Source organism: Collinsella aerofaciens (assembly GCF_032584215.1).
In the GTDB taxonomy this organism is placed as follows: domain Bacteria; phylum Actinomycetota; class Coriobacteriia; order Coriobacteriales; family Coriobacteriaceae; genus Collinsella.
In genome coordinates this window covers 1-23,939 of record NZ_JAWHPN010000017.1, presented here as the reverse complement: position 1 = coordinate 23,939, position 23,939 = coordinate 1, and the positions used below count along the sequence as shown (strand labels likewise).

At 58.4% G+C, this 23,939-nt stretch carries 20 protein-coding genes; 11 read left to right on the top strand and 9 right to left on the bottom strand.

What is annotated here, in order from left to right:
* Nucleotides 1-12 precede the first annotated feature (12 nt).
* Nucleotides 13-1,194 (bottom strand): cation diffusion facilitator family transporter, encoded by a 1,182-nt coding sequence (locus RX395_RS06250; RefSeq protein WP_316366291.1) that lies wholly within the window; start codon nt 1,192-1,194, stop codon nt 13-15.
* 218 nt (nt 1,195-1,412) lie between these two features.
* Here RX395_RS06250 and RX395_RS06245 point away from each other — a divergent pair, with 218 nt between their 5' ends.
* A complete protein-coding gene (locus RX395_RS06245; RefSeq protein WP_316366290.1) occupies nt 1,413-2,750 on the top strand; it encodes a TFIIB-type zinc ribbon-containing protein in 1,338 nt (445 codons plus the stop codon).
* 115 nt (nt 2,751-2,865) lie between these two features.
* Nucleotides 2,866-3,336 carry an SHOCT domain-containing protein gene (locus RX395_RS06240; RefSeq protein WP_316366289.1) on the top strand — a complete coding sequence of 157 codons (471 nt, stop codon included), beginning with the start codon at nt 2,866-2,868 and terminating at the stop codon, nt 3,334-3,336.
* A 90-nt stretch (nt 3,337-3,426) separates the two neighbouring features.
* On the opposite strand, the gene RX395_RS06235 is transcribed toward RX395_RS06240, so the two are convergent.
* Both RX395_RS06235 and RX395_RS06230 read right to left on the bottom strand, forming a co-directional pair.
* Entirely contained in the window at nt 3,427-3,879 is a 453-nt protein-coding gene (locus RX395_RS06235; protein WP_316366287.1) for a helix-turn-helix domain-containing protein, read from the bottom strand.
* Nucleotides 3,880-3,924: 45 nt separating this feature from the next.
* The gene (locus RX395_RS06230) at nt 3,925-4,095 is read right to left on the bottom strand and encodes a type II toxin-antitoxin system HicA family toxin (protein WP_084591772.1); all 171 of its coding nucleotides are present in this window, start codon (nt 4,093-4,095) and stop codon (nt 3,925-3,927) included.
* A gap of 244 nt (nt 4,096-4,339) precedes the next feature.
* Here RX395_RS06230 and RX395_RS06225 point away from each other — a divergent pair, with 244 nt between their 5' ends.
* Complete coding sequence (locus RX395_RS06225; protein ID WP_316366285.1) at nt 4,340-4,609, top strand: hypothetical protein; 270 nt, start codon at nt 4,340-4,342, stop codon at nt 4,607-4,609.
* A 94-nt stretch (nt 4,610-4,703) separates the two neighbouring features.
* On the opposite strand, the gene RX395_RS06220 is transcribed toward RX395_RS06225, so the two are convergent.
* Both RX395_RS06220 and RX395_RS06215 read right to left on the bottom strand, forming a co-directional pair.
* Nucleotides 4,704-7,187 carry a phosphatidylinositol-specific phospholipase C gene (locus RX395_RS06220; RefSeq protein WP_316366283.1) on the bottom strand — a complete coding sequence of 828 codons (2,484 nt, stop codon included), beginning with the start codon at nt 7,185-7,187 and terminating at the stop codon, nt 4,704-4,706.
* 305 nt (nt 7,188-7,492) lie between these two features.
* Nucleotides 7,493-8,086: a hypothetical protein gene (locus RX395_RS06215; protein WP_316366282.1), complete on the bottom strand. Its 594-nt coding sequence runs from the start codon at nt 8,084-8,086 to the stop codon at nt 7,493-7,495.
* A gap of 460 nt (nt 8,087-8,546) precedes the next feature.
* Here RX395_RS06215 and RX395_RS06210 point away from each other — a divergent pair, with 460 nt between their 5' ends.
* The 7 genes from RX395_RS06210 (at nt 8,547) to RX395_RS06180 (ending at nt 19,375) form a co-directional block, all read left to right on the top strand.
* Nucleotides 8,547-9,179 carry a cyclodeaminase/cyclohydrolase family protein gene (locus RX395_RS06210; protein ID WP_196025216.1) on the top strand — a complete coding sequence of 211 codons (633 nt, stop codon included), beginning with the start codon at nt 8,547-8,549 and terminating at the stop codon, nt 9,177-9,179.
* Between the two features lie 2 nt (nt 9,180-9,181).
* Entirely contained in the window at nt 9,182-10,036 is an 855-nt protein-coding gene (locus RX395_RS06205; RefSeq protein WP_316366281.1) for a bifunctional 5,10-methylenetetrahydrofolate dehydrogenase/5,10-methenyltetrahydrofolate cyclohydrolase, read from the top strand.
* A 355-nt stretch (nt 10,037-10,391) separates the two neighbouring features.
* Nucleotides 10,392-11,915: a C69 family dipeptidase gene (locus RX395_RS06200; RefSeq protein ID WP_316366279.1), complete on the top strand. Its 1,524-nt coding sequence runs from the start codon at nt 10,392-10,394 to the stop codon at nt 11,913-11,915.
* 99 nt (nt 11,916-12,014) lie between these two features.
* Nucleotides 12,015-12,431 (top strand): hypothetical protein, encoded by a 417-nt coding sequence (locus RX395_RS06195; RefSeq protein ID WP_316366277.1) that lies wholly within the window; start codon nt 12,015-12,017, stop codon nt 12,429-12,431.
* Between the two features lie 8 nt (nt 12,432-12,439).
* A complete protein-coding gene (locus RX395_RS06190) occupies nt 12,440-14,203 on the top strand; it encodes an ABC1 kinase family protein (protein WP_161116159.1) in 1,764 nt (587 codons plus the stop codon).
* Nucleotides 14,204-14,634: 431 nt separating this feature from the next.
* The gene (locus RX395_RS06185; protein ID WP_316366274.1) at nt 14,635-18,483 is read left to right on the top strand and encodes a DUF4430 domain-containing protein; all 3,849 of its coding nucleotides are present in this window, start codon (nt 14,635-14,637) and stop codon (nt 18,481-18,483) included.
* Complete coding sequence (locus RX395_RS06180) at nt 18,473-19,375, top strand: DUF4430 domain-containing protein (RefSeq protein ID WP_316366272.1); 903 nt, start codon at nt 18,473-18,475, stop codon at nt 19,373-19,375. The genes RX395_RS06185 and RX395_RS06180 overlap by 11 nt, the downstream gene beginning before the upstream one ends.
* A 158-nt stretch (nt 19,376-19,533) precedes the next feature.
* Here RX395_RS06180 and RX395_RS06175 read toward each other — a convergent pair whose 3' ends face one another.
* From RX395_RS06175 to RX395_RS06165, 3 genes are all read right to left on the bottom strand, one after another.
* Nucleotides 19,534-19,941 (bottom strand): GtrA family protein, encoded by a 408-nt coding sequence (locus tag RX395_RS06175; protein ID WP_055250894.1) that lies wholly within the window; start codon nt 19,939-19,941, stop codon nt 19,534-19,536.
* 219 nt (nt 19,942-20,160) lie between these two features.
* Nucleotides 20,161-20,556: a GtrA family protein gene (locus RX395_RS06170; protein WP_271746517.1), complete on the bottom strand. Its 396-nt coding sequence runs from the start codon at nt 20,554-20,556 to the stop codon at nt 20,161-20,163.
* A gap of 78 nt (nt 20,557-20,634) precedes the next feature.
* Nucleotides 20,635-22,551, bottom strand: coding sequence for a fructose-1,6-bisphosphatase (locus tag RX395_RS06165; protein ID WP_316366269.1), 1,917 nt, complete (start codon nt 22,549-22,551; stop codon nt 20,635-20,637).
* 320 nt (nt 22,552-22,871) lie between these two features.
* On the opposite strand from RX395_RS06165, the gene RX395_RS06160 reads away from it, so the two are divergent.
* On the top strand, nt 22,872-23,762 hold the full coding sequence (locus tag RX395_RS06160) for a DegV family protein (protein WP_316366268.1): 891 nt from the start codon (nt 22,872-22,874) through the stop codon (nt 23,760-23,762).
* A gap of 91 nt (nt 23,763-23,853) precedes the next feature.
* Here RX395_RS06160 and RX395_RS06155 read toward each other — a convergent pair.
* On the bottom strand, nt 23,854-23,939 hold an 86-nt coding region (locus RX395_RS06155), incomplete at its 5' end, for an IS3 family transposase (protein WP_316366319.1).

Sequence of the window (23,939 nt, the reverse complement as noted above, 5' to 3'; positions counted from 1 at the left end):
CTGTTAAGCGGGCTACAGCTGCTCTGCCGGACGGTCGGGCGAGCTAAAGCCCGAGTCAAACGTAACGACGCACGAGGCATCGGGCCGGCGCTCGTGCACGATGCGCGTGACGAGCTCCAGCAGCTCCTCGTCGGATATGTCAAAGCCGTCGGGACGCACTAGATCAAACGAAACGAACCCGTCGTGCTCGTGCAGGTCGTGGATGGAAAGCGTGGGGTCGATCTGCGCTACGCCGCGCTTTACCCAGCCGCGCAGGTCGTCACCGGTTGTTGCAATGGGGTCGCAGTGCAGCGTAATGTCAATGCCCATCTGGCGTTTGATGTCGTGTTCGATGGTGTCCAGAATCTCGTGGTGCTCAAACGCGTCGCCCTCGCCGGGCATCTCCACGTGGGCGCTGGCAAACTGACGACCGGGGCCGTAGTCGTGCACCATGAGGTCGTGTGTGCCCAAGACCTGCGGATAGGACATGATCTTGTCGCGGATTGCCTGGACGAGCTTGGGGTCGGGCGCTTGCCCCAGCAACGGGCTGATGGCGTCGCGCACCAGGCCCAGGCCGCTGATGCAGATGAAGATGCCCACACCCAGGCCTGCCCAGCCATCGAGATCAAAGCCGGTCGTCTGCGAAATAAGCGCCGCCACCAAGACCGAGCCCGAGGTGATGACGTCGTTTTTGGAGTCCTGCGCCGTGGCGATGAGCGTTTCGGAGTCGATGCGATCGCCCAGCGTGCGGTTGAACGCTGCCATCCAGAATTTGACGAGCATGGACAGAACAAGGGCAGCCATGGAGAGCGCCGAATACACGGTGGGCGAGGGCTTGATGATCTTGGTGACCGACTCGAGGATTAGGTTGATGCCGACGGCACAAACCAGGACGGCGACAAACAGACCAGCCAGGTACTCGTAGCGGCCGTGGCCGTAAGGGTGGCCCTCGTCTGCCGGGCGGCTGGCAAGGCGGAACCCGAGCAGGCTCACGATGTTGCTCGAGGCATCGGAGAGGTTGTTGAAAGCGTCGGCGATGAGGGAGACGGAACCGGCGAGCAGGCCCGCGATGCCCTTGGCCAGGCACAGGGTGATGTTGAGGCCAATGCAGATGAGGCTTGCGGCAAAACCCGCGTTGGTGCGGCAAGATGCATCGACCGGCTCGTCCTCGCTGCCGGGAACAAGCGTATGTACCAGCCGATTTACAAATAGCATAGCGGTCGTCCTCACAATCATGTTTAAGGGGATAGTGTAGCTCGCGCGGGAGCGCCGTGCACCGATGCTCAGAAAATGCAGCAATAGTCTGCCGGCGCTAACGAGCGAGCCTTCTCGTCTGCCTGGGTGGTCCATTTTGGGCCACATGGGTATGGGCATGTGCCTGTTTGCTCGACATACTTAATGTCGACAGCCCCTGTGCAAAGGAGGACGTTTCCATGGACGAGATGTTTGCCATTAAATGTCAAAACTGCGGCGGCCCTATGTACTCGCACCAGGCTAAGCGCAGCTTTGAGTGCGCCTATTGCGGTGCGGTCATTCCGTGGCAGGCGGACGCCGGAGAGCCCAAGAGCGCTTTGGGCATTCGCCATACGCCGTTGACGGTGGTGGATGGACTGCTCAAGCTCACGCATGTGTCGCAACTCGAGCGCCCGGAGGACCCGGACTGGTATTTCTTCAATTCGCACTGGCGCAATCAGTCGGTCCTGGAACATCTGCTGTGGGAGGATCGCGGCACGGCGCAGGAGTTCCAAGAGGCCACGCATGTGAGCATTCCTTGCCCCTTCTGCGGAGCGTCCTTTGAGGGGTCATCGACCCAGCGCGTGTTTGAGTGCCCGTCCTGCGGCAATAAGATCGGCGTTGCCGACCTGCTTAAACCCGGCACCTTCAGCAAGCGCCTGACCATGGGCGTTGGTGCGGAGTATGTGCCCGAGCAGGGTATTCCCTTCGAAATCTCGCCGCAGCAGGCACGTGCCAACGCGCTGCAGCTGGTGCGTCAGTACCCCGACGCCTTTGCCGGGCACGACGTGGAAGACGCGATCCAAAACGACATGATGCTCTTCTACTTCCCCATGGCGCTCGCGGACCTGCGCATGATGGCGAGCTTCCCGGGCAAGGGCCTGAGCAAGGAAACCCTGGTGTACTACGAGGTGCTCGACTGGGCATACCCCAGGGCAAACTACCTGGACGTTCGCCTCATGGGCATTTTGGAGCCGTGGGACTTTGCCAAGGTTGGGCCGTTCGATCCCGCCATGCAGGAAGGCGACTTCCGCGTTGTCTCCGTCGATGCGTCTACCAAGGACCAGGTGGTTATTGATAAGTTGGCGCTCGACGTTGCGGGCAACGACGCCGAGGCGGTGCTGGGGTTCAATAAAAAGAGCATCCGCACGTGGGCGCGCAAGGCCCGCAAGCACAAGGACGGCTTGGTTATGGTGCCGGTGTACTTTGTCGATCGTCCTGCCTCGGATAGTCGCGATGGCGAACAGGTGCGCATCGCCGTGAACGGCCAGACGGGCCGCGCGGCTGCGGTGGTGTTTAGTGACAAGCGCGAGACGCATGTGGTGGCACCGCTCAATCCCAACGTGATGCTGTCGAGCGAAAGCACCGTGCACGCCACGCCCATCGAGGTCAAATACGTTAAATCGCCGTTCCTATACCAGATCGTACGCCGTGGAGGCGGCGAGCAGCCGCGACAGGTGGCGGCCGCAGCCGAGGGTTCCTACCGAGAGGAGAAGCCCAAACGCCGCGGTCTGCTGGGTGCGCTATTTGGGAAGTAGGGGAGTAGTGCTGGGGTGTTGGGCTGCATCACAAGGTCATTAGATGAATTTAAAAGTGCTGGGAACGTGCTAACATTGCCGATAGCCTTAATCTTGTAGAAGCGGAGGCCGGATTATGGGTTTTGCGGATCAGCAGCTTCAGATTCAGGTGCCGTATTCTCCTGACGACACGTTTAATGCCTTGAAGGCAGCTATGGAAAAGCTGCCTAAAGTAAAAGTTGATAGCGCATCGCCCACAACAAGAACAGTTGCAGCTGAGATTGGTATGAGCCTTTGGTCCTGGGGTGAAAATATCAGTATTTCGGTTGTTCCAGTTGAAGGCGGATCTGGCGTTACTGTCAACTCATCATCTAAGGTCAGGACAAACGTATTAAACGGGGGCAAAAATGCAAAGAATATTGCCGAGATAGTCGATGCCCTATCGAAGGAGCTCGAGCAGTATCCGCAGATTTCACAGACTATTGAGACGCTGGCGGATAGTGGTGATGTAGTTGCAAGGCTTGAGAGACTTGCAACGCTGCGTGATAGTGGAGTACTTACCGAGGAAGAGTTTGCCGCAGAAAAGGAAAAAACCTTTCGTAACTAGACACGATGGCTGGATTTGTATTCTGCTATTGAACTTGTTTAAGCCAGGCTGAAAACGTCGTGTGGAATAAAAGTGCGCAGTATCCTCGCCTTATACAACAATAGAGACCTCTTTTGGGCGCCCTGCCTTTGGAGCGTCGGCGAGTCGTGCCTCGATGGAAGCTTTGGACACCATACGCTTGGTGCCATCCTTCCATGAATCCAACAGTCCAGCATTTATCAATTGCGATACTCTTGCCGAGCTAACGCCAAGCACGCGCGCGGCATCCGCTGCGGTGACGGCGGGGATATCGTTGAGTTCGCGGCTGACGGCTACGGCGATAATCTTGCCGCCGTGTCGCGGCTCATGTCCGAAGTCCGGCGCAGGCAGGTCGACGCCGCCCATTAGGTGGTCATCGACCATGCATGCGAGAAAATCAGCGGCGCTTTCGACAGCGTCGTTTAGGTCGGAGCCAAACGTTCCTCCTCCGCCCAGCGAGCCACATGGCACGGCATCGACCATGCCGTCCGAATCAAAGAACTCAAATTCCCATACGTAAACCATGTAAGACCTCCCCTAAAAAGCGATGCGAAATGTGATGAGGATGAGCTATCGAAGTCCTGCCTGCCTTAGGATTCTTTTGGCAATTTGATCCTCAATCTCTCGGTGGCGTTTCACGAGCACGAGTTTATCTCCTTTGACGAACTTCTCGTGATTAGTGCCTCCTTTCGAGATGAAGCCGGCTTCTTCGAGGATGCGGATCAATTCGCGTCTCTGCATCTTAGCCTCTTTCAATAACTATATATTAGCACTTTCTAAGGGTTTAAGACTTAAATCTTAGATATTACTAACCCTTTGTTTTGTGGTGCCATCTTTGGATAACGGCTTATATTCCTTGTTGTATTAGTTTATTTGCTCGTGCGGACACGATTTTGGTGCTCTGCGCACGACCGCGAAAAGGGTTTGCGGCGACTAAAATGTGACCATAGAGGCAGTTTTAGCGAACCCCACGGGAGTGACGCGTATGGACAACAACACGCTGCTATTCCAGGACAAAGGTTCGGGTAGCTTTAAAGACGTTAAGATCTACCCCAATCGTATCGAGGTGCTCAAGAAGGGCACTTTTGGCGGCAGGCACACCGAGATTGTCTACCTTAAGGACATTACGGGCGTCAATGGAATCAAAGGCCGCGATGTTTTTCTGCGCAATCGTCTGTTGACCGCTTGCGTCTTTAGCCTGAGCAGCCGTGCGAAGGCCCAGGAGTTTGTTAACGCGCTGAACATGGTGATGTAGCCGATAGCGGTGTTCGGGCTAAGGTAAAAATCGGGGGCGCAGAACGGTATTCTGCGCCCCCGATTGAGTCGATGTGTCTAAAAGGCCGGCTTGTCTATTCGCTAGCGCCTTCGCTGTCTTCGCGGTCACTGGCAAGCATTGCTGCACCTGCGACCGTTGTCGCCATGGCGGCAGCGGCGAGCCCGGCGGCAATGCCGGAGCCGTCGCCCGTGTCGGCGAGTTTTCCGCCCGAGCCCTTGCCCTTGTTGCCCTTACCATTCTTATCAGCGCTGCCTGCGCTGGAACCCGTGCCGCTGCCGGTGCCGCCTGCACTGTCCGAGGCCGCTACGGTAAAGTTTGCGGCTCCGTCGCTGGCGAGCGTGTAGTTCTGCGCCGCGTCGCCCAAGAGACCGTTCACGCGCACCCAGTACGTTCCTGCGGCAAATGTTTCGCCCTCGGCCATTGCTGTGCCCGGAGCGCCGTTCGCGTCGTGCACAAACTCGAGCTGGGCCGTGCAGGCATCGGTTTCGAGCTTGCCCTCGAGTGATGCCGCAATCTTGGCGCGCACGTCCTCGCCGGCCTTAAGGCCTTCGAGTCCCTCAAAATGGGGCGTCAGCACGCGCGGATCGATATCGATGGGCACAGAGCCCTGCAGCCCTATAACGGTCTCATTGCCTAGGGCGTCGACATCCACATATTCGATGGCAAACGCATGGCCCGAAGCCGCCACGTTGAGTACGTTGCTGCTGTCGACGAGGCGGAAATGACCCTCGCCAACGGTCTTGCCGTCCTGGAGCGAGGCGTCGCTCAGCGAGTCGCCATATGTCATGTGCATGCGGGCTGGGAGGTAGCACGAAGCTGTCTGCTTGTGCTCCGTATCGTAATTGCGCTGGTAGATGCTCCGGGCCAGCGCCGCATCAACAAAGTCGGATGCGATGATGCCAATGTGCTTGAGGTAATCTGACTTTGTATCCTCGATGCCGCTGGGATTGATGTACGGGCTCTTATACAGATGCTCGTTGACTACTCGTGCCGAGGTAAAAGGATTGCCTCCGTGCGACAAGCCCGTGCAGCTGGTGTAGTTGATAGACCAGCAACGCTCCAGGACTTTCTCCTTGGCCCCGTTATCGTCCTCGACATCTACCTCGTTGCGCGTGCGCCCGGTCGTTTCCTTCAGCGCATTATCGACCCAGCTGAGCTTGTCGGTTCCCGTGAGTTTGTACTTGTCCTGGGCGTATACCTTGGTGCAATAGGGCTCTTTGTCGCCTGTTTCCCCCGCGGCTTCAAAGCCCCGCGCGTCTTGGACGAGGCACATGGAACTGCTGTCGGTGTGCGCTGCGATTTTGTTATCCCATTCGGTGAGGTCGAGTCCCCACGTGTGGCCGCTTACGCTGTCGCCGTCGAGTCCAAATCGACGTAGCAGGACGATCTTTCCGCGCACCTCGCCCAGTGTGGGAACGCGGCTCGACGTATAGAACAGTTTGGGGTTGTCGTCCAAAACCTTGGCGAAAGCCGTCGTAACACTGTCATCGGTAGCCTCGTCGTTGCCGCGCGATGCGAGCATGATAAGCGCTTCTCTCGGGTTTTCGCTCAAAAACGTTTTAAAGTACCCGATGACATCGGAGAGATGCAGATAGTCCCCGTCTTTTTTGAATAGGTAGAAATCCCCGTGGCAGATGCCAGGGTTGTCGCCCTTTCCGAGCCGGATATCAAAATAGCGAATGCCTTCGAGCAACTGCGTGGGAATGTAATCCTGCTGGCATTTTACTTGCGAGGATTGGGGCTCAGTGTCGTTGTCCACGCTGCAGGTGCCCGAATCGTGCGTGCCCGGGATGCTCAGCTCGTCGAGGAACTTGTTGTCCTCGACGTATTTCATCCAACATGGTCCGTCGACGTAGCTGCTGTACGTAATCCAGTCGAGGCTGCTAACCGTGGCATCGTTCTTTTTCATGTCGTAACCGATAAGTTCGAGCTCCCACGGAATGCTCTTACTCTTACTCTTATGGCAGATCTTATTGTTGTCCTGGTCTTCGCCGTTCGATTCTATTGCCAGGTACTTAATGTCTTTTTTCTCGGTTTCTTTCTCGACCGTGCGGTCTCGGATGATATAGGTTCCGTTTGATTGACGCTCGAACGCAAAAGAGCGGCTGGGCTTGCCGTCATGCTCGCCACTCCATACGTGGATGACCTTTCCGTCTTTGTCCGAGTCGCCATCGACCGACCAAATGCTGTAGCCCGTCTTTTTATGCTCTTCGAAATTGAGCAAGGTGCGGATAGCATACCAGTTTGTATCGTCATTCTTGGTCGTTACGTTCTCAAGGATGAGCTTGCTGGACGTGCCGTCATTAAACAGATGGCAGACGTTGCCGATGACGTTGCCGTCTTCGTTAACGCTTGCGGTACGAAAATAGCCCGCGGGGCGAAGGCGAATGACGAAATTGTCGAGGCTGACTGCTGGCCCGGCCGTGCTGTCCGCAAAGGCTGCCCGCGGGCTAATGCCCAGCATGGCGGTTTCGGGCAGGCTTGCAAGTGGCGACAACGCCGCGAGTCCAAGGCCCAACGTAAATGCTCGGCGGCTGATGGCGTGATGTTCGGTCATAACTTCTCCATTCGCAGAGTGCGGTTATGCGATAGTTTTGGTCACTATACTGCTCAGATGTTTAAAGATGCTGGTTTAATTGTCTGCGCGGCACAATAAATCGGCGGGCGGACGTGTTGGGGCGTTTGTCGTTTTCGTACTGTTGCCACATTTGGGGCGGTTCCGACGTCCGGCATCCTCGCGTTCGTCGGCTACAGGCATAAGAAAGGGAGGGTCGGTTTACCGGCCCTCCCTGGGTACGAAGCGCTGGGGTACCGTCGCTTGTTTGCACTGCGACCGTGTTTTCTGTTGCGCTTGCCAGTCGCTTAGCGCTTGATCTCGATATCGTCGAGCTTGACGTCCATGGCCTCGGTCTTGGCCTCGGCGATGTCGTCGGCATATTCCAGAGACTTCATCATGGTCTCGACGGCGTTCTTGTGTTCCTCGACGTTGTCGATACGCACGTACACACTGCCGCCGTCAACGTCGGTGAAGTATTCGGTCGTTACGCCGCCCGAGTGCGTAAAGTAGGCGCTGCGCCAGGTCTTGCCGTTGTACTTAACGGGATCGCTCTCGGTCCATCCGGAGTTGGCCTTCCACTTTGCCTCGTAGTCGAACAGTTCATCGGCGTTCTTGTCAGGATCGAAGACAGGGATGAAGCGGTCGCTGGCATGCTCGCTCTCGGTGAACTTAAACTGGGCCCTGTCGGCGGTATCGCCTGCGACGTCCGTGATTTCGACGCCCTCGGGCACCTCGACTTTAAACCAAATGAAGTCAGTCCTCATATCCACGGCTGGCTTTTCTGCTCCACCGCCACCGCCACTTCCGGTAGCGCCGCCGCTGCCACCGCAGCCCACCAGGGCAACTGCGGCAAAGAGGCTTATGCAGAGGGTGAGAATCGCAAAGGCCTTCTTTTTCATGGTCGTGTCCTCCTCGATCTGTAACCGCCCACGGATTACCTGCCTTTACTGTACGCGTGGACGGCTCGCTAGGGTGGGCCATGTGTCCCATTCTGGGGGCTGGAATTGCGCCGACAAGTGGCAATATGCGCGGGTCCAAAAGAGGGGAGAGCCGATGCTGTCGGCCCTCCCCGGGGTTGGGCGCCCGGTGTTTTAAAGGGGCGCGTGTACGCGGGCATTGCCCCAATAGGTTCCTTGTTTATAGATATGTCCCAGTTTGTGACGTCCGCAAGTCCCGAAAGGTGAGCCATGTGTCCCATGTTTGCGTTGGCATGGTCTATCGTGTGCCATAGAAATCCGCGATGGCCAGGTGCGCTGACGCTCGAGTACTTATGGGCTAGACTTAGCACCAATATGTGATCGATGCGGTCGGTCGGTGGTTGCCACCCGACCGATGTATGTGACTTGAAGGTGCGTGCGTATGAGCCAAGAGATGATGGACAAGACCTGCCGCGGGTTTGCCGAGGCGCTGGCCGCGCGCGAGCCGGTTCCCGGTGGTGGCAGCGCGAGCGCCTTTGTAGGTGCGCTGGGCGCCTCGCTTTGCGGAATGGTTGCCCGCTATGGGGCGACAAACCCCGCGCTTGCCGATCGCGCAGACGATCTGACGCGCGCGTTTGCCCAGGCGGATGAGTTGGCGCAGGAACTTGTGGGTCTGGTTGCCGAGGACGTTCGTGCCTACGGGCAGGTGTCCGCGGCGTACGGTATTCCGCGTGACGATCCGGCTCGAGCGACCGCGATTCAGGATGCGCTGCATGTGGCCGCCATGCCACCGTATCGCATTATGGATGCCTGCGGGCGCGCGCTGGCGCTGCTCGAGGACATGGCGGACAAGGGCTCCCGACAGCTGCTGTCCGACGTGGCGTGCGGCGCCGTATTCTGCCGCGCCGCCATGCAGGGCGCGAGCCTGACGCTCTTTGCCAACACTACGTCTATGAAAGATCGGGCACGCGCTGAGGAGCTTGAGGCGGCGTGCGATGAGCTGCTGGATACGTGGCTGCCGCGCGCCGATGCGCTGGCGCGCCGTGCCGCCGATGCCGCCAGGAAGAGGGGATAGCCATGGCCGAGCTGCTGAAGGGTGCTCCCGTTGCTCGCGCTTTGACTGAGGAACTTGCTGCTCGCTGCGCAGCCCTGCGCGAGCGGGGCGTTGTTCCGACGTTGGCTATCGTGCGTGTAGGTGAACGCGAGGACGACCTATCCTACGAGCGCGGTGCGCTCAAGCGCTGCGAAAAAGTGGGGATTGAGGCTCGTCGTGTTTTGCTTTCCGCCGATGTTTCGCAGGACGAGCTGTTGACGGCTATCGAGGACATCAATGCCGATTCGGCTGTTCATGGCTGTCTGATGTTCCGCCCGCTGCCCGCCGGCCTTGACGAGAACGCCGTCGCCGCAGCGCTCGATCCCGCCAAGGATGTTGACTCCATGACGCCGGCTTCGCTGCTCACCACGCTTTCGGGGCGCGGCGAGGGTTTTGCCCCCTGCACAGCCGAAGCTGTGCTTGCTTTGCTGGATCATTACGGCGTTGAGCTGGATGGAGCTAAGGTTGCTATGGTCGGGCGCTCGCTGGTGATCGGGCGTCCCGTTGCCGCCATGCTTACGGCGCGCAATGCCACCGTGACGACGTGCCATACGCATACGCGCGACCTTGCTGCCGAGTGCCGTGCGGCTGATATTGTGGTTGCGGCCGTTGGGCGCGCGCACACGATTGGTGTGGACGCGGTTCGCGAGGGCCAGACAATCATCGATGTTGGCATTAATTGGGACGAGGCCGCTGGCAAGTTGGTCGGGGACGTTGATTTTGATGCTGCAGAGCCGGTTGTTGACACCATCACGCCTGTGCCGGGCGGCGTGGGAGCTGTGACCACCGCGATTCTCGCCAAACACGTGATTGAGGCGGCGGAGCGCGCATCGAAATAGGCGTTTTGGGCTGTTTGAGGGGGTTAGCTATATACCACGTGGTCAAACAATGCCAAATATGAGTACTGTTGCCAAGATAGTCACATATGTCTTACGTCTTTTTGGCTTCCTAACGGTATCCATTATCGTTAGGAAGCCTATTTTATTGAACTTATGGGGAATAACGTTGTCTTGCTTTTGGGCAAATGGGGATTTTCGGCACTCGTTACAGGGAAATTTGCTGCCACTAAATTGGTGACAGTACTCATATTTGGCATTTTTTGACCACGGGGGCTGCCGAGGCCGTGGTTTCGCCCTTTCTGCGCCGAAGCGATACACTGTTGCCGTTTGATTTCTTCGCTCAAGGAGGATGCGCATGCCGTGCACAACGATTTTGGTCGGTAAGAACGCGAGCTACGACGGGTCGACCCTGGTCGCGCGTAACGAGGACTCGTCCAACGGGGTGTTTGAGCCCAAGCGTATGCGCGTGGTGCATCCCGACGAGCAGCCGCACGTCTACACGAGCGTCCTGAGCCACCTGACCGTTGAACTGCCCGATAACCCCATGCGCTACACGTGCGTCCCCGATGTTGTCCCGGGCCACGGCATCTGGGCCGAGGCCGGTTTCAACGAGCTCAATGTGGGCATGTCCGCAACCGAGACGCTCACCACCAATGAGCGCGTTCGCGGCGCCGACCCGCTCGTGGACTACGTGCCCGCCAAGGGTAACGAGGGTGAGGACGGCTATGTGCCGGCGCAGCCTGGTGGCTTGGGTGAGGAGGACATGGTGACCCTTGTCCTGCCGTACGCCAAGTCCGCTCGCGACGGCGTTCGTATCCTGGGCGACCTGCTCGAGCGCTACGGCACCTACGAGAACAACGGCATCGCCTTTAGTGATGTGGACGAGATCTGGTGGCTCGAGACCATCGGCGGCCACCACTGGATTGCCAAGCGTGTGCCCGATGACGCCTATGTGACCATGCCCAACCAACTGGGTATCGACAGCTTTGACCTGGATGACGCTGAGGGCGCCCAGGCCGACCACATGTGCTCCGCCGACCTGCGCGCCTGGATGGCCGAGTGGCATCTGGACCTGACGCTGGGCGTCGAGGGCGACGGCCCGGCGACGGTCTTTAACCCGCGCGAGGCCTTTGGCTCGCACAGCGACAGCGACCACGTCTACAACACGCCGCGCGCCTGGTACATGCAGCGCTGCCTCAACCCCAGCGATGTGTGGGACGGCCCCGACGCCGACTACACGCCCGAGAGCGACGATATCCCCTGGAGCCGCGTGCCCGAGCGTAAGGTGACCATCGAGGACATCAAGTACGTACTCTCGAGCCACTACCAGGGCACGGAGTACGACTGCTACGGCAGCAAGGGCACGCCCGCTACGCGTGGCGCCTATCGCCCCATCGGCATCAACCGCAACAGCCAGCTCGCCGTGTTGCAGCTGCGCCCCTATGCGCAGCCAGCCTATCGCGCCGTGCAGTGGATGGCGTTTGGCTCCAACTCGTTTAACGCGCTGGTTCCGCTGTACGCCAACGTCGAGACCATGCCCGAGTACTATGCCGACACGCAGGCTCGCGTGACGTCCGAAAACTTCTACTGGGCCAACCGCCTGATCGGCGCGCTGGCTGACGTCCGTTTCCATGAGTGCGGCCGCGCTGTGGAGGACTATCAGGAGAAGGTCGGTAGCATGGGCCACAAGCAGATCCATGACGTCGATGCTGCCGTAGCTGCTCTGCCCGAGGCCGAGGTGCCTGCCGAGCTTGCACGCGCCAATGAGGCCTTTGCCGAGCGTGTTCGCGTAGAGACCGATGCTCTACTGGGCAAGGTGCTCTACACCACGAGCTGCGCCATGAAGAACTCTTTCGCGATGAACGACAACGTGAGGTAGGGATTTCCCGTCGATCGAATAGCGCTAAAACGCTTTGTCGCTTTCACTCAATCTTGGGTACAAGAACGCCAATGCAGTTGTTTGTGATTGGAGACAACCATGGTTATGAAACTCGATCAGCTTGTTAACGGCGCCATCAACGTCGGCTTTGGCGCTGCCGCCGTTGCTGTCGAAGGCGGCAAGAAGGTCCTCGACGACCTTAACACCAAAGGCGAGCAGGTCCGCAAGGACACCGCCACCCCCGATATCGCCCGCAGTGTGTCCGATATGTTCGAGCAGGCCGGCGTTACCATCTCCGATCTGACCGAGCGCTTGGGTACGCAGGGCGAGACCGCGGCCCAGCGCGTGCTCGACGAGCTTATCCTTGCCCGTGTCCGCGTCATGACCGCCCCCGAGCGCACGGCCTTCTTGGCCCATGTGCGCGACATCGTCGATTCGGTCGAGGACAACGTGACCTCGGTGCCCGTTGAGTCCGTTGAGCCCGACGATGCGAAGGATACCGAAGAGGCCGAGTAGCAGCGCAGATGGCAGATTCCACCACCGATTACAACAATCTAGATCCTCTGGGTGACGAGGCGGCGGTTGTCGATGAGGTCGACGCCGCCGTCTCGGGCGCTCGCAAGAAGCCGCGCGCTGTCGATATGGTGCCCGAGGAGCCCGACGCGATGGCGCCGGACGAGGAATACCAGCTCACGCCGGCGGGTCGTCGCGAACGCATCGGGCAGATTGTTCGCCTGGTCAAAAAGTACCGCGTGTGGGATAACCTCACGCCGGTTCGTTTGCGCCGCCTGCTCGAGGAACTCGGCCCTATGTTCGTCAAGATGGGGCAGATTCTGGCCAACCGGTCCGAGATTCTGCCGCAACGCTTTTGCGACGAGCTGCGTCGTCTGCGCTCCGACGTGGAGCCTGTGCCGTACGAGGTCGTACTCAGTTGTCTGGAAGAAGAATACGGCCTGCGCCTGGGGGAGATGTTCGATGCGATCGACCCCAACCCGCTTGGTAGCGCATCGCTCGCGCAGGTGCACCGCGCTCGTCTGGTGACGGGCGAGGATGTGGCCGTCAAGGTGCAGCGCCCCGGTGCGCAGCAGGTTATGGCGCAGGACATCGATATCATCCGCTCGGTGGTGCGTATCGTTTCCAAGTTCGTCAACACCGATCAATTCGTTGACCTGCACGGCGTGGTCGAGGAGCTGTGGACCTCGTTTCGCGAGGAGACCAACTTTTTGGCCGAGGCCAAAAACCTCAACGACTTCTACGAGTTCCATAAGAGCGTTCATGGCGTGACGTGCCCTAAATCCTATCTGGACCTGTGCACCGAACACGTGGTGGTTATGGACTACGTCGACGGCATTTCGATCGCCGATCCTGAACGCTTGGTGGCCGAGGGCTATGACTTGGAAAAGATCGGTGCCGCGATTGTCGAGGACTACTCGACGCAGGTGCTCGATGACGGCTTTTTCCATGCTGACCCGCATGCGGGAAACATCATCCTCAAGGACGGCATCGTTTACTTTATCGACTTGGGTATGGTCGGACGCATGTCGAGCCACGACCGCGGTATCGTCAAGGACATGATTTTCGCCGTGGCCGAGGGCGACGTGCCCAAGCTCAAGGATTCGCTCATGCGCTTCGCCGTGACGCGTGGCGACTCGGCCGAGCTCGATCATTCAGCGTTTTTGTCCGATTTGGACTTTATCGTGGCTGACTTTGCGGGCCTTGACCTTAAGGACCTAGATATCGGCGAGTTTTTGACCTCGCTGTTAAACCTCGCGCGCAAAAATGACGTTGAGCTGCCGAGCGTGGTGACGATGTTCGCCCGCGGCATGGTGACGCTCGAGGGCCTGCTGACCGAGTACATGCCCGACGTCAACATGATCCAGATCATTCAGGCACACATCAAAAACGAGAAGAGCACCTATGCGCGCGTGCGCGATATGAGTCGCGACTTTGCGGCGAGCAGTTATCGCGCGGCGAAGGGCTCACTCGAGGCGGCTGAGTATCTGGGCCTGGCTTCGCGTATGCTCACACGCGGCCAGCTTAAGGTGAACACGCAGATCATGAGCAGCGATAAGGCGCTGCGACAGCTGGGTGGGATTATCGACCGCATGTCGATGGCTATCGTTATCGCCGGTCTGTTTATCGGTTCGTCGGTGGTGTACTACGCGCGCATCGAGCCGGTTGTGTTTGGTATCCCGGTCATTGGCTTTATGGGCTACGTGAGCGCGCTGGTGCTGGCACTTATGCTGGGCCGCAATATCTGGCTCAACAGCCACGGCGGCAAGCACTAGAGTCTGCGACCGTCACCGCATTTTCCTATCGCAAACAATAGCTTTTACCTTGGGCTTCGCCTGCGTGCGAGGCCCTTTTGCGTGATAGCATATTGACGGTATTAATCGATGGCCTAGATGGTGGTGCGGAGACGCACGAATGCGCGGTTTTCCTGCGCGTTTGGGAGAATCGGGGTGCAAGTCCCCGGCTGTACCAGTAACCGTAATTCCTCTTGGCTCGGGATGCTCGCGTCGCAGATCGGACGACGTGCCCGAGTCGTTAAGGTTAAGTCGGATCGCCTCCCGTCTTGCATGCGGCTGCGGCTTTTGCCGCCGGTGTGCATAGGGCTCTGGAGGGAAGGGGGACCCCGATGGGGGAACTCGAGCGCAACATGCGCGATGACGTGGGGCAGTCTCAAGGCAACGCTCCAAGTACAGACAGTAGGAGACAAATGGATATGTTTGAGGACGAGCGCCAGCGCGTCTCGCATCGCCGTGGCGCAATTGCGCGCGGCGTAGCCAAGCGCGGCCTGGTGGCATTCCTGGCCTTCGCGATGGCCTTTGGCACCACACCGGCTCAGCTGTGGGCCGAGGGCGCCGAGGGCATTGCCGAGGCTGTGGCTCAGACTGCGACGCCGAGTGAGGGCACGGGGGCCGCGGACGGTGCTGCCGACCAGGGCAAGGCCGAGGTTTCGGATTCCGAGGGCGCGCCTGCAGCTAGTGCAGCCATAACAGAGGCAGCAACTGGCGACGAAGGCTCGGCGACGGGGGAGAGCCCTGCCACGAGCGAGCAGTCTTCGACGGCATCCGCTGGCCAAGCGGGACCTGCCGCCGCGGCTGCCGTTCAGACAGAGAACCCGACAGAAACCGGCGATGTCGCCAAGAAGCAGGTTGAGGTCTCGTTCTCGATTATCGGCACCGATGCTGACGGCAAGGCTCAGACCTGGGTGGCACCTACGCAGCTCAAGCTCGACGAGGGCGCGACGGCTGCGGATGCCTTCATTAAGCTGCAGGAGAAGACGGGCTTCAAGGCGAAGTACGAACCGAACACGGCATACGGTTTCTACCTCAAAAGCATCACATCCCCGAGCGATGGCCGCACGCTTGCCTACGACCCGACGACTTATGCCTTCTGGCAGCTGTTCGTCGACGGCGCGTCTTCCTCGGTTGGCGCGAGCAGCGTCAAGCTCACCCAGGGGCAGAAGATTGAGTTTGCCTATACGGCTGGTAGCGCGTCCCCTGTCGTTAAGGACCAGGTTGCCGCAAATGTGACCGTCATTGGTCGCGATGCCCAGGGCAAGACTCAGACTTGGGTCGATAACGCGCAGTATGTGGTGACGTCCGGCTCGAGCGCACTTGACCTTACGAAGGTCGCGCTCGAGGCGAATGACATCGACGCCGTTGCTGCGGGCTCCTTCATTCTGAGCCTTAAGTACAACGGCGTTGAGCTGGGTACGCCGCTCGATTATTCGACCTATTGGCAGCTGTTCATCAACGGCAAGTCGAGCGACTACACGGCAGACAATGTCACCATTCATGCTGGCGATACCGTTACGTGGTTCTACGGTGGCTGGGGCGACCAGTTGCCCTCTGATTCCGTCCATGCTTCCGTTCAGGTCCTCGGTAAGGACAAGGACGGCAAGCAACAGGTTTGGGCTTCGACGGGTCAGACGAGCCTCAAGGCAGGCTCCACTGCCAAGGATCTCCTTGAGCAGACCGGCCTCACTCTCGATGCTAGCGAATCGTCTTGGGGCTGGTTCCTCAACGGCATTACTTCGCCGTTCGATGGTAAGTCCTATGGCTGGGATGCTGCGACCAATAGCTATTGGCGCTTCTACGTAAATGGCAAGTTCGCCGACGTTGGCGCCGGTGCCTACAAGCTCCAGGAGGGTGACGCCGTCACCTTTATGTATGGTGCTGACGCCGATGCCCTCCCCGGTCAGGTTCTTGGGTCCGTCGATGTTATCGGCCCCGATGTCAACGGCAACAATACTCGCTGGGGCTCGGCAAGCAATGTTTCCCTGCCCGAAGGCTCTACGGCCCAGGACCTTATTGAGACGGTTCTGAAGGCGAAGGGCGTTAAGTACAACGCCTCCCAGAGCGGTGCATATTGGTTCCTGAATTCCATTACTTCGCCGTTCGATCACAAGCCGTATGGCTGGGATGCTGCGACCAATAAATATTGGCACCTGTATATCAATGGAGAGCCCTCCTTACTCTGCGCCAATCAGATTACGCTCAAGAGCGACGATAAGGTTACGCTTGCCTATACCACCGACGATTCGGCCATGCCCGATCCCGACAAGATTGTCGTGGACCCGAGTGCGACGACTCCTGATTGGGATTCCGAGTGGGCCGGCTACGGCAACAGTGGCAACGGTTCGACCGTAACGGATGCCAAGACGCCTGCGCAGGCCGCCGGTCTTAAGTGGGCCTTCGATTGGAAGGCCGAGTCTGGCCAGCAGTATGCCAACTGCAGCGAGCCTGTCATTGCTAACGGTTTTGTGTACATCGCGACCGAGAACGAGCTCATTAAGATCGATTCGTCCACGGGCAAAAAGGTTGCCTCTGCGCCGCTTGCCTCCAAGGTGAGCTATACCTCTCGTCCGATCTATACCAACGGCCTTATCATCGTTCCGCTCAACGGCGGTGCGGTCCAGGCGATTACTGCGGACAAGCTGATCTGCAAGTGGCTGACGCCTGGTTTGACGGACTTGACGCAGAGCTCCTGCACCGTGGTTTCGGACGGCGAGTACGTCTATGTTGGTACGGTCGATATTTCGTATGACGAGAACTACAACGCGACCTACGGCAACGGCTCCCTGAAGCGTATCAAGATTGCCACGGGCGAAGTCTCTTGGCAAAACATTGACCCTTCCGAGGGCTATTATTGGACTGGCGCTGCCCTGACGGATAAGTACGCCATCGTCCCCACGAGCGCAGGTACGCTTAAGTGCATTGATAAGGCAACGGGTGATGTCGTTTCGACCATGAAGCTCGGCGCCCTTGCGAACGCTGACTGCGTCGCCGATCCGTCCAATGGCTCGACCTTCTATCAGATGACGCACGACGGAAAGCTCCATGTGATTTCGCTTTCGGCGAAGGGCGTGCTGAGCGAGCAGAAGACGGTCGACCTGGGTCTTACGAATAACATGAGCGCCCCGGCGGTGTCTGGCGACAACTTGATTGTCGGTGGGCAGACGGCTACTGGATCTGCTCTGGTTCTCTATAATCTGAAGACCGGTAAGACCACGATGGTCACCGCTGCTGACGGTAAAGAACTACCGGCCGGATTTAACGGTATTGCTGCTACTCCGCTGGTGAGTGTTCAGGGCGGCAAAACCTATGTGTACTTCACCGTTAATAGCGCGGATAGCAAGGACTACGTCAGCTACTCTGCTGGTGGTGGGGTGTATCGCTATACGCTCGGCGATGCAGAGGCGACGCAGATTTATGATGCGGCTGGCCATTACCAGTACTGTGACTCTCCGGTCATTGCCGATGCTTCTGGCAATCTCTACTACATTAATGATTCGGGCACGCTGTTTAAACTTGGAGCTGTCGAGTCTTGGACGGTTGCCTTTAACTCCAACGGCGGGTCTGCTTGCGACACTAAGTTTGTTGCTACGGCCGATGGCAAGCTGGTCAAGCCGGCCGATCCGATGCGCGATGGCTACACTTTCGGCGGTTGGTATACCGATGAGCCTTGCACGCAGGCGTACGACTTCAGTACGCCGGTGACGGCCGACCTGACGTTGTATGCCAAGTGGACCAAGAATGCCGTTAACCCTGGCGGTAATGGCGGTTCAGGCTCCAATGGCGGCAATGGCGGCGTTGGTTCGAATGGCGGCGGCGGTTCTAGTACCGGTACTGGTTCCGGCACTGGCGCTGGCGCTGGTTCTGGCTCCGGCTCGAAGGGCGGCGCTATTGCCCCGGGCCAGAAGCCGGTGACCAAGACGACGGTGTCGACCAAGACCGAGACCAGGGACAACAAGTCCGACAAGAAGGACTCCGATAAGTCCGATAAGAAGGACGAGAAGAAGTCTGACAAGAAGTCTGACAGGAAGTCTGACAGGAAGGACGGCAAGTCCGACAAGAAGTCCGACAAGAAGTCCGATTCCAAGTCCGATACGGGTGCTGTTTCCACGACCACTGCTAAGAAGTCCTCTAGTGCTTCCGAGCAGGAGACTGGCACCAATCCGCTCGCCATCGTTGGCATCGCCGCCGGCGTGATTGGCCTCGCGCTCATCGCCGTCTTCGTGCTGACCAAGCGCGGCAAGGGTGACGGTAATGCCCGATAAGCCCAAGGAGACCAGCGGGCAACAGCCCGACTCCTCGTTTATCCAGCTCGATGATCCAAAGCAAAAGGGCGCCGCTTCGGCGGCGTCCGCCTCTCGTCGCAAGGCGCTCCTTGGCGTTCTTGCTGCCGCGTGCACCATTCTGATCGTCGTCTCGCTGGGCTTCGTCCATCCTTCCGAGAGCGGCGCCTGGTCCATTGACTGGATCGTTCAGACCGTGACGGGGGAGAGCGTCGTCGCCAAGGACACCAAGGGGTCTGGCTCGTCTGCCGCTTCGGGCGAGGCCAGTTCCAAGGATTCCAAATCTTCGAATGATGCAAAAGACGAGCCCAAGGGTTCGAACGACGCCAAGGACGATTCCGAGTCTTCAAACAAGGAATCGGACAAAAACTCGGATAGCAAGAAGTCCGAGGACCGGGGCGGCAAGAAGTCTGGCGATAAATCCGCTGCCCAAAATACGGGAGCCGGTGATACTTCCAATGCGTCTGGCGGTGCTTCTTCGGGCGGTGGCCAGTCGTCTGATGGAGCCTCGTCCTCTAATGGTGGAAACGCCTCCTCGGGCAGCCAAAGCGGCTCACAGGAGTCCAGCTACGTTACGGTGACGGTTTCGGTCACATCGAGCGCTGTGGGCAATCCTGTGTCCTCTGGCGGCACCTTTACCTTTAACGAAGGCGCCACCGTTTACGATGCCCTGTGTGCGCTGGGCCTTTCTGTCAACGCGCATGGCTCGTCGTACGGCACGTACGTTTCCGCGATTGGCGGTTTGGCCGAGAAACAGCACGGCGGCACGAGCGGCTGGATGTACTCCGTCAACGGCACATCGCCCATGACGGCGTGCAGCAACTACGTTCTCTCCAACGGCGACAACGTGGTTTGGTATTACGTGACAGGCTAGAGGCCTCGACATAGCGCGCCAGACGGGCGGTCCGGACAAACATCCGGGCCGCCCGTTTTTCATGCGAATGGGACTGGGCCGCCGGGTCTCTCGGCAAACAAAAAACCGGTTGGAATGGGAATTCCAACCGGTTATACATTCAAGCAAATAGTGATTGACTACGACCGTGCACCCTCGAGGAAGAAGCGGCGGCTGAAGTAGTTGTACCAGGTGACGAGGAACGTTGCGATGGCCTTCATGGCCTGGTAGCCGATGCTCAAAAACGTGACGCCCACAAACATGTACAGGTCGTTGAGACCCAGACCAATCACCGACAGGATGGTGAAGATCGTGAACTCGCGCTTGCGGCTCATGCCCTCGCGATGGTCGAACACGTACTTCATGCTGAGCCAGTAGTTAACCACGACGGACGTGGTAAACGAGACCGTCGTGCTCATCAAAAAGTCGAGGTGGAACAGCTCGACGAGCGCAATAAGCATGCCCCAGTCGATGCCAAAGGAGATGAGACCTACGACAGCGAACTTGAGGAACTGCTTGGTATGAGGTTGTGCCAGTGCCTTGCGCACGTAATCACATCCAATGCGTTGATGAATCGAGCAGAGGATACTTTAGAGCTTTTGCAAGGGAAACGTAAGGTCTTTGCCAAGAACTATACGAACTCGCCAAATTTTCAAGTGCTAATCCGCCAACGTTGAAAATTTGCCCGTAAACGAGCGGCGCCCACGGACGATACTGCGCTGAGTGCGCGTCGTCCGTGGGCGCCGTAGTGCAACGAGGAGGCCGAGTTACTTGGTCTCGTCGCCCTCCAGGAAGATTTTTCGGGTCACAAAGTTGTAGACCATGACAAGCGCGGTGGCGCAGATCTTGGCGATATTGGCTTCGAGCCCCAGACCGGCGTTGAGTGCCAGCACGATACCGTCGTTGAGTGCCAGGCCGATCACGGACAGCACGACAAAGATAATGAACTCGCGGCGGCGGCTCATGCCTTCCTTGTGCGCAAACACGTACTTCATGCTTGCGAGGTAGTTAAAGATGAGTGAGATGATAAAGCCGCTGGTGTTGGCGATTAGGATGTTGAGGCCGAGACCGTAGTGGAGCAGATTCATAATGCCAAAGTCGATAACCGTGGCAATGACACCGACGACGCCAAATTTCATGATCTGCGCAAGGAGCTTTTGCATGGTACCTGCCTTAGGGTGGCGCGGGGACGCCGTGGGGATGACAAACTCAGCAAGTTTAGCCAATCCCCGCGGGTGGGGCTAGACGCGCTCCTCGATAGCACCGTTTCTATATGCATCGAGCAGCTGGCGCAGATCCTGGATCTGGCTGCGAATCTTGGCGCCAGTATCGGTGTCGCTCACCATGCGGCGACGATCCGCTTGGTCAAAACGGTTGGTCTCGCTTTCGATGTCCACGTTGCGCGTGAGTGCCTCGGCAACCGTCGTAAAGGCCCGGTGCGACTTGAGGCGGCAGCCGCGCGAGCTCGAGATGAGCGTATAGCCGGCGATACCCGTCTTGGGATGGTAAGCGCGGCAGAAGCCGCCATCGATGACCAGCAGCTTGCCCTCGGCGCGGATGGGCTGCTCGCCCTTGGTGGTTTTAACGGGCGTGTGGCCGTTGATGATGTGGCCGGTCGGCGAGCATGCCATGGGCGCGACGCCAAACTCGCGCATGATATCATCGCAGACCGAGGGCGACTTGGTAAGCGTAAAGTACGGGTCCATCGGCTCGACCCAGGTGCTCTTATCGGCGATATAGGCGCGCTCAAAGGTACGCACCAGGCGTCCGCTGGCGGGTGAATTGAAGCCAATCCACAGGTACCACATCCAGTCGAGGGCATCGCGGTCGCCCACGCGCCACGCGCGGCGGGCGATGTGGTCGCAAAAATCGAGATAATCGCGGCCAGCGTGCCAGGTGCCCAGGCAGTTCATGCTGCTGAAGGTGCCGTCTTCGTTGAGCGGCACGCAGCCATGGAACAGCAGGTTGCCGTTGGCGACCTTGTACATCGAGCCGTGGGAATAGAGGAAATCGATATGGCGATGCAGGTGATCGGCGGTGACAAACTCGGACACGAGCTTGTCGATGATGTGCTGCTCCTGGGGCGTGAGCGTATAGGGGTCCGCTGGATCGACAGTGGGGAAGTCGTTGGTCGTGAGTGGCCACACGCTGCCGTCGGCGAGCGTGACCGTGCCGGTGTCGTGATCGATCTTGTCGAGTAACAGGCGGTCGGTCATATCGAACTCGGGGTGGCGCTGGATAATCTGGCCCTCGAGCTTAAAGAGCAGCACGTTGATGGCCTTGATCAACGGGGTGATGGACTCACCGGCGGTGTAGGTGGCATCGGCAAAGGCGACAAGCTCACGCAGCGAGATGCCGTAGTCGTTCTCCAGGATCTCGTAGTTGTCGTAGCGCAGGTTGTTGCGCAGTACCGTGGCGATGCAGGCGGGCTCACCGGCCGCAGCGCCCATCCACAGCAGGTCGTGGTTGCCCCACTGGATGTCGAGTGAATGGTAGGTGAGCAGACGGTCCATAATCTTGGCCGCGCCGCCGCCGCGGTCGAAGATGTCGCCCACCAGGTGCAGGTGGTCGACGGCCAGGCGCTTGATGAGCGAAGCGAACGACTCGATAAAGTCGTCGGCGCTGGCGGTCTCCAGGATGGACTCCACGATGCGCTCGTGATAGCGCACGCGATAGTTGTTCTCGTCCGGGTGCGTGTGCAACAACTCGTCGATTATGTAGGCGTAGTCGCGCGGGATGGCCTTACGCACCTTGGAGCGCGTGTAGCGGCTTGAAAGTGAGCGAGCGACCATGATGAGCTGGTCAAGCATCGTCTTGTACCAGGTTGGCGAGTCCTCGTGCCGGCTGTGGACCAGGTCGATCTTCTCGCGCGGGTAGTAGATGAGCGTGCACAGCTCGCCCTTTTCGTCAAAGGAGAGCGTGTCGCCAAAGATCTCGTCGACATGTTCGCGCACGACGCCCGAGCAGTTGTTGAGGATGTGCATAAAGGCTTCGTACTCGCCATGCACGTCGCTCATAAAATGCTCGGTGCCTTTGGGCAGGTTGAGGATGGCCGAGAGATTGATGATCTCGGTAAACGCGGATTGTTCGGTGGGGAACTGTCTCGAAAGCAGGCGCAGATACTTGAAGTCTTGCGGGTTGCGATCGAATGCGACCATGAAACACCTTCCGATGGGGCTGGTAAAACTGATAAACAGCGTCAAACGTTTACCAGTATGCGCCGCTTTTGTTTCGATTTTGCGCCAGCGGCTGAATTGTCGGCTGAACGGTTTGGTAAATCGATTTAGTTGAGGTAGATATGGCGGTTGGGTGGAGACGACAGAGGGTGTTTTTTCAGATATTTATGCGTGGGGCCGGTGGAGACGATGGTGGTAAAGATGTTCACTATTTTTGGTTCGATTTGGTAAATAGTGGACATATGTACCGCATGTAGGCTCACTGTGCGATAATTTGCGCAGCAATGAGTAAGGAGCCTCATATGAGTGATTTTGTCCTGACCTGTGAATCCGCCGCCGACCGAACCCGTGAGTTCTTTGAATCGCGCAATATTCCCGTCGCGTATTTTCATTACGAGATCGACGATGTTGTCTATACGAACGATCTGTATCAGTCGATTACGCCGGACGAGTTTTTTGCCCAGATTGCCGCGGGCGCCATGCCCAAGACGTCTCAGGTGAGCGTGGGCGAGTACGAGGAGTTTTGGGAGCCGTTTGTTGCCGAGGGTAAAGACGTGCTGCACCTGACGTTGTCGTCGGGTATTTCGGGCACGTATGGATCGGCCTGCGTCGCGGCGCAGATGCTCGCGGATCGCTATCCCCAGGGCGGCAAGGTGCGCGTCATCGATTCGCTGGGGGCGTCTTCGGGCTTTGGTCTGTTGCTGGAATATGCCGCCGACGTGCGCGATAGCGGGGCTTCACTCGACGAGACGGCCGCTTGGATTGAGGAGCATAAACTCAACCTGCACCACTGGTTCTTCTCGACCGATCTGTCGAGCTACCTGCGCGGCGGTCGCATTTCGGCCGCGAGCGCGATCATCGGCACGGCGCTCAAGATTTGCCCGCTTATGACGGTCGATTGCGAAGGTAAGCTGTCGCCACGTGAGAAGATTCGCACTAAGAAGCGAGCGATTTCCGAGATGGCTAAGACCATGATGGCACACGTGCTGGACGGTGCGGATTATTCGGGTAAGTGCATCATGTCGCACTCGGCGTGCCGCGAGGATGCCGAGGCAGTTGCGGCGCTGATTGAGGAACAGGTTCCGCAGCTTAAAGGCAAGATTGAGATCAATGACATCGGTACTCTGATTGGCTCGCATACCGGACCTGGTACGGTGGCGCTCTTCTTTATGGGCGACAAGCGCGTGGATTAATTTGCCCCATCACGTCGCTGCATGATTGCTCAAACGAAAACGGCCCGCCTCACTGAACTGCGCCCCAAATCTTGGACGCCCTAAATAGCGACTAGGCCGCAAGGGCCTGATTCCGGAACTCCTCCGGGGTCAGGCCCTTCAATCTTACCTGCCTCCGGCTCGTGTTCCAGTGGACTA

Bases quoted from the DNA above. Each gene is read 5' to 3' on its own strand.
- RX395_RS06220 (WP_316366283.1), bottom strand. From the start codon at position 7,187: ATGACCGAACATCACGCCATCAGCCGCCGAGCATTTACGTTGGGCCTT.
- RX395_RS06215 (WP_316366282.1), bottom strand. From the start codon at position 8,086: ATGAAAAAGAAGGCCTTTGCGATTCTCACCCTCTGCATAAGCCTCTTT.
- RX395_RS06205 (WP_316366281.1), top strand. From the start codon at position 9,182: ATGGCCGAGCTGCTGAAGGGTGCTCCCGTTGCTCGCGCTTTGACTGAG.
- RX395_RS06200 (WP_316366279.1), top strand. From the start codon at position 10,392: ATGCCGTGCACAACGATTTTGGTCGGTAAGAACGCGAGCTACGACGGG.
- RX395_RS06245 (WP_316366290.1), top strand. From the start codon at position 1,413: ATGGACGAGATGTTTGCCATTAAATGTCAAAACTGCGGCGGCCCTATG.
- RX395_RS06160 (WP_316366268.1), top strand. From the start codon at position 22,872: ATGAGTGATTTTGTCCTGACCTGTGAATCCGCCGCCGACCGAACCCGT.
- RX395_RS06195 (WP_316366277.1), top strand. From the start codon at position 12,015: ATGGTTATGAAACTCGATCAGCTTGTTAACGGCGCCATCAACGTCGGC.
- RX395_RS06210 (WP_196025216.1), top strand. From the start codon at position 8,547: ATGAGCCAAGAGATGATGGACAAGACCTGCCGCGGGTTTGCCGAGGCG.
- RX395_RS06225 (WP_316366285.1), top strand. From the start codon at position 4,340: ATGGACAACAACACGCTGCTATTCCAGGACAAAGGTTCGGGTAGCTTT.
- RX395_RS06230 (WP_084591772.1), bottom strand. From the start codon at position 4,095: ATGCAGAGACGCGAATTGATCCGCATCCTCGAAGAAGCCGGCTTCATC.
- RX395_RS06250 (WP_316366291.1), bottom strand. From the start codon at position 1,194: ATGCTATTTGTAAATCGGCTGGTACATACGCTTGTTCCCGGCAGCGAG.
- RX395_RS06235 (WP_316366287.1), bottom strand. From the start codon at position 3,879: ATGGTTTACGTATGGGAATTTGAGTTCTTTGATTCGGACGGCATGGTC.
- RX395_RS06170 (WP_271746517.1), bottom strand. From the start codon at position 20,556: ATGCAAAAGCTCCTTGCGCAGATCATGAAATTTGGCGTCGTCGGTGTC.
- RX395_RS06190 (WP_161116159.1), top strand. From the start codon at position 12,440: ATGGCAGATTCCACCACCGATTACAACAATCTAGATCCTCTGGGTGAC.
- RX395_RS06180 (WP_316366272.1), top strand. From the start codon at position 18,473: ATGCCCGATAAGCCCAAGGAGACCAGCGGGCAACAGCCCGACTCCTCG.
- RX395_RS06185 (WP_316366274.1), top strand. From the start codon at position 14,635: ATGGATATGTTTGAGGACGAGCGCCAGCGCGTCTCGCATCGCCGTGGC.
- RX395_RS06165 (WP_316366269.1), bottom strand. From the start codon at position 22,551: ATGGTCGCATTCGATCGCAACCCGCAAGACTTCAAGTATCTGCGCCTG.
- RX395_RS06240 (WP_316366289.1), top strand. From the start codon at position 2,866: ATGGGTTTTGCGGATCAGCAGCTTCAGATTCAGGTGCCGTATTCTCCT.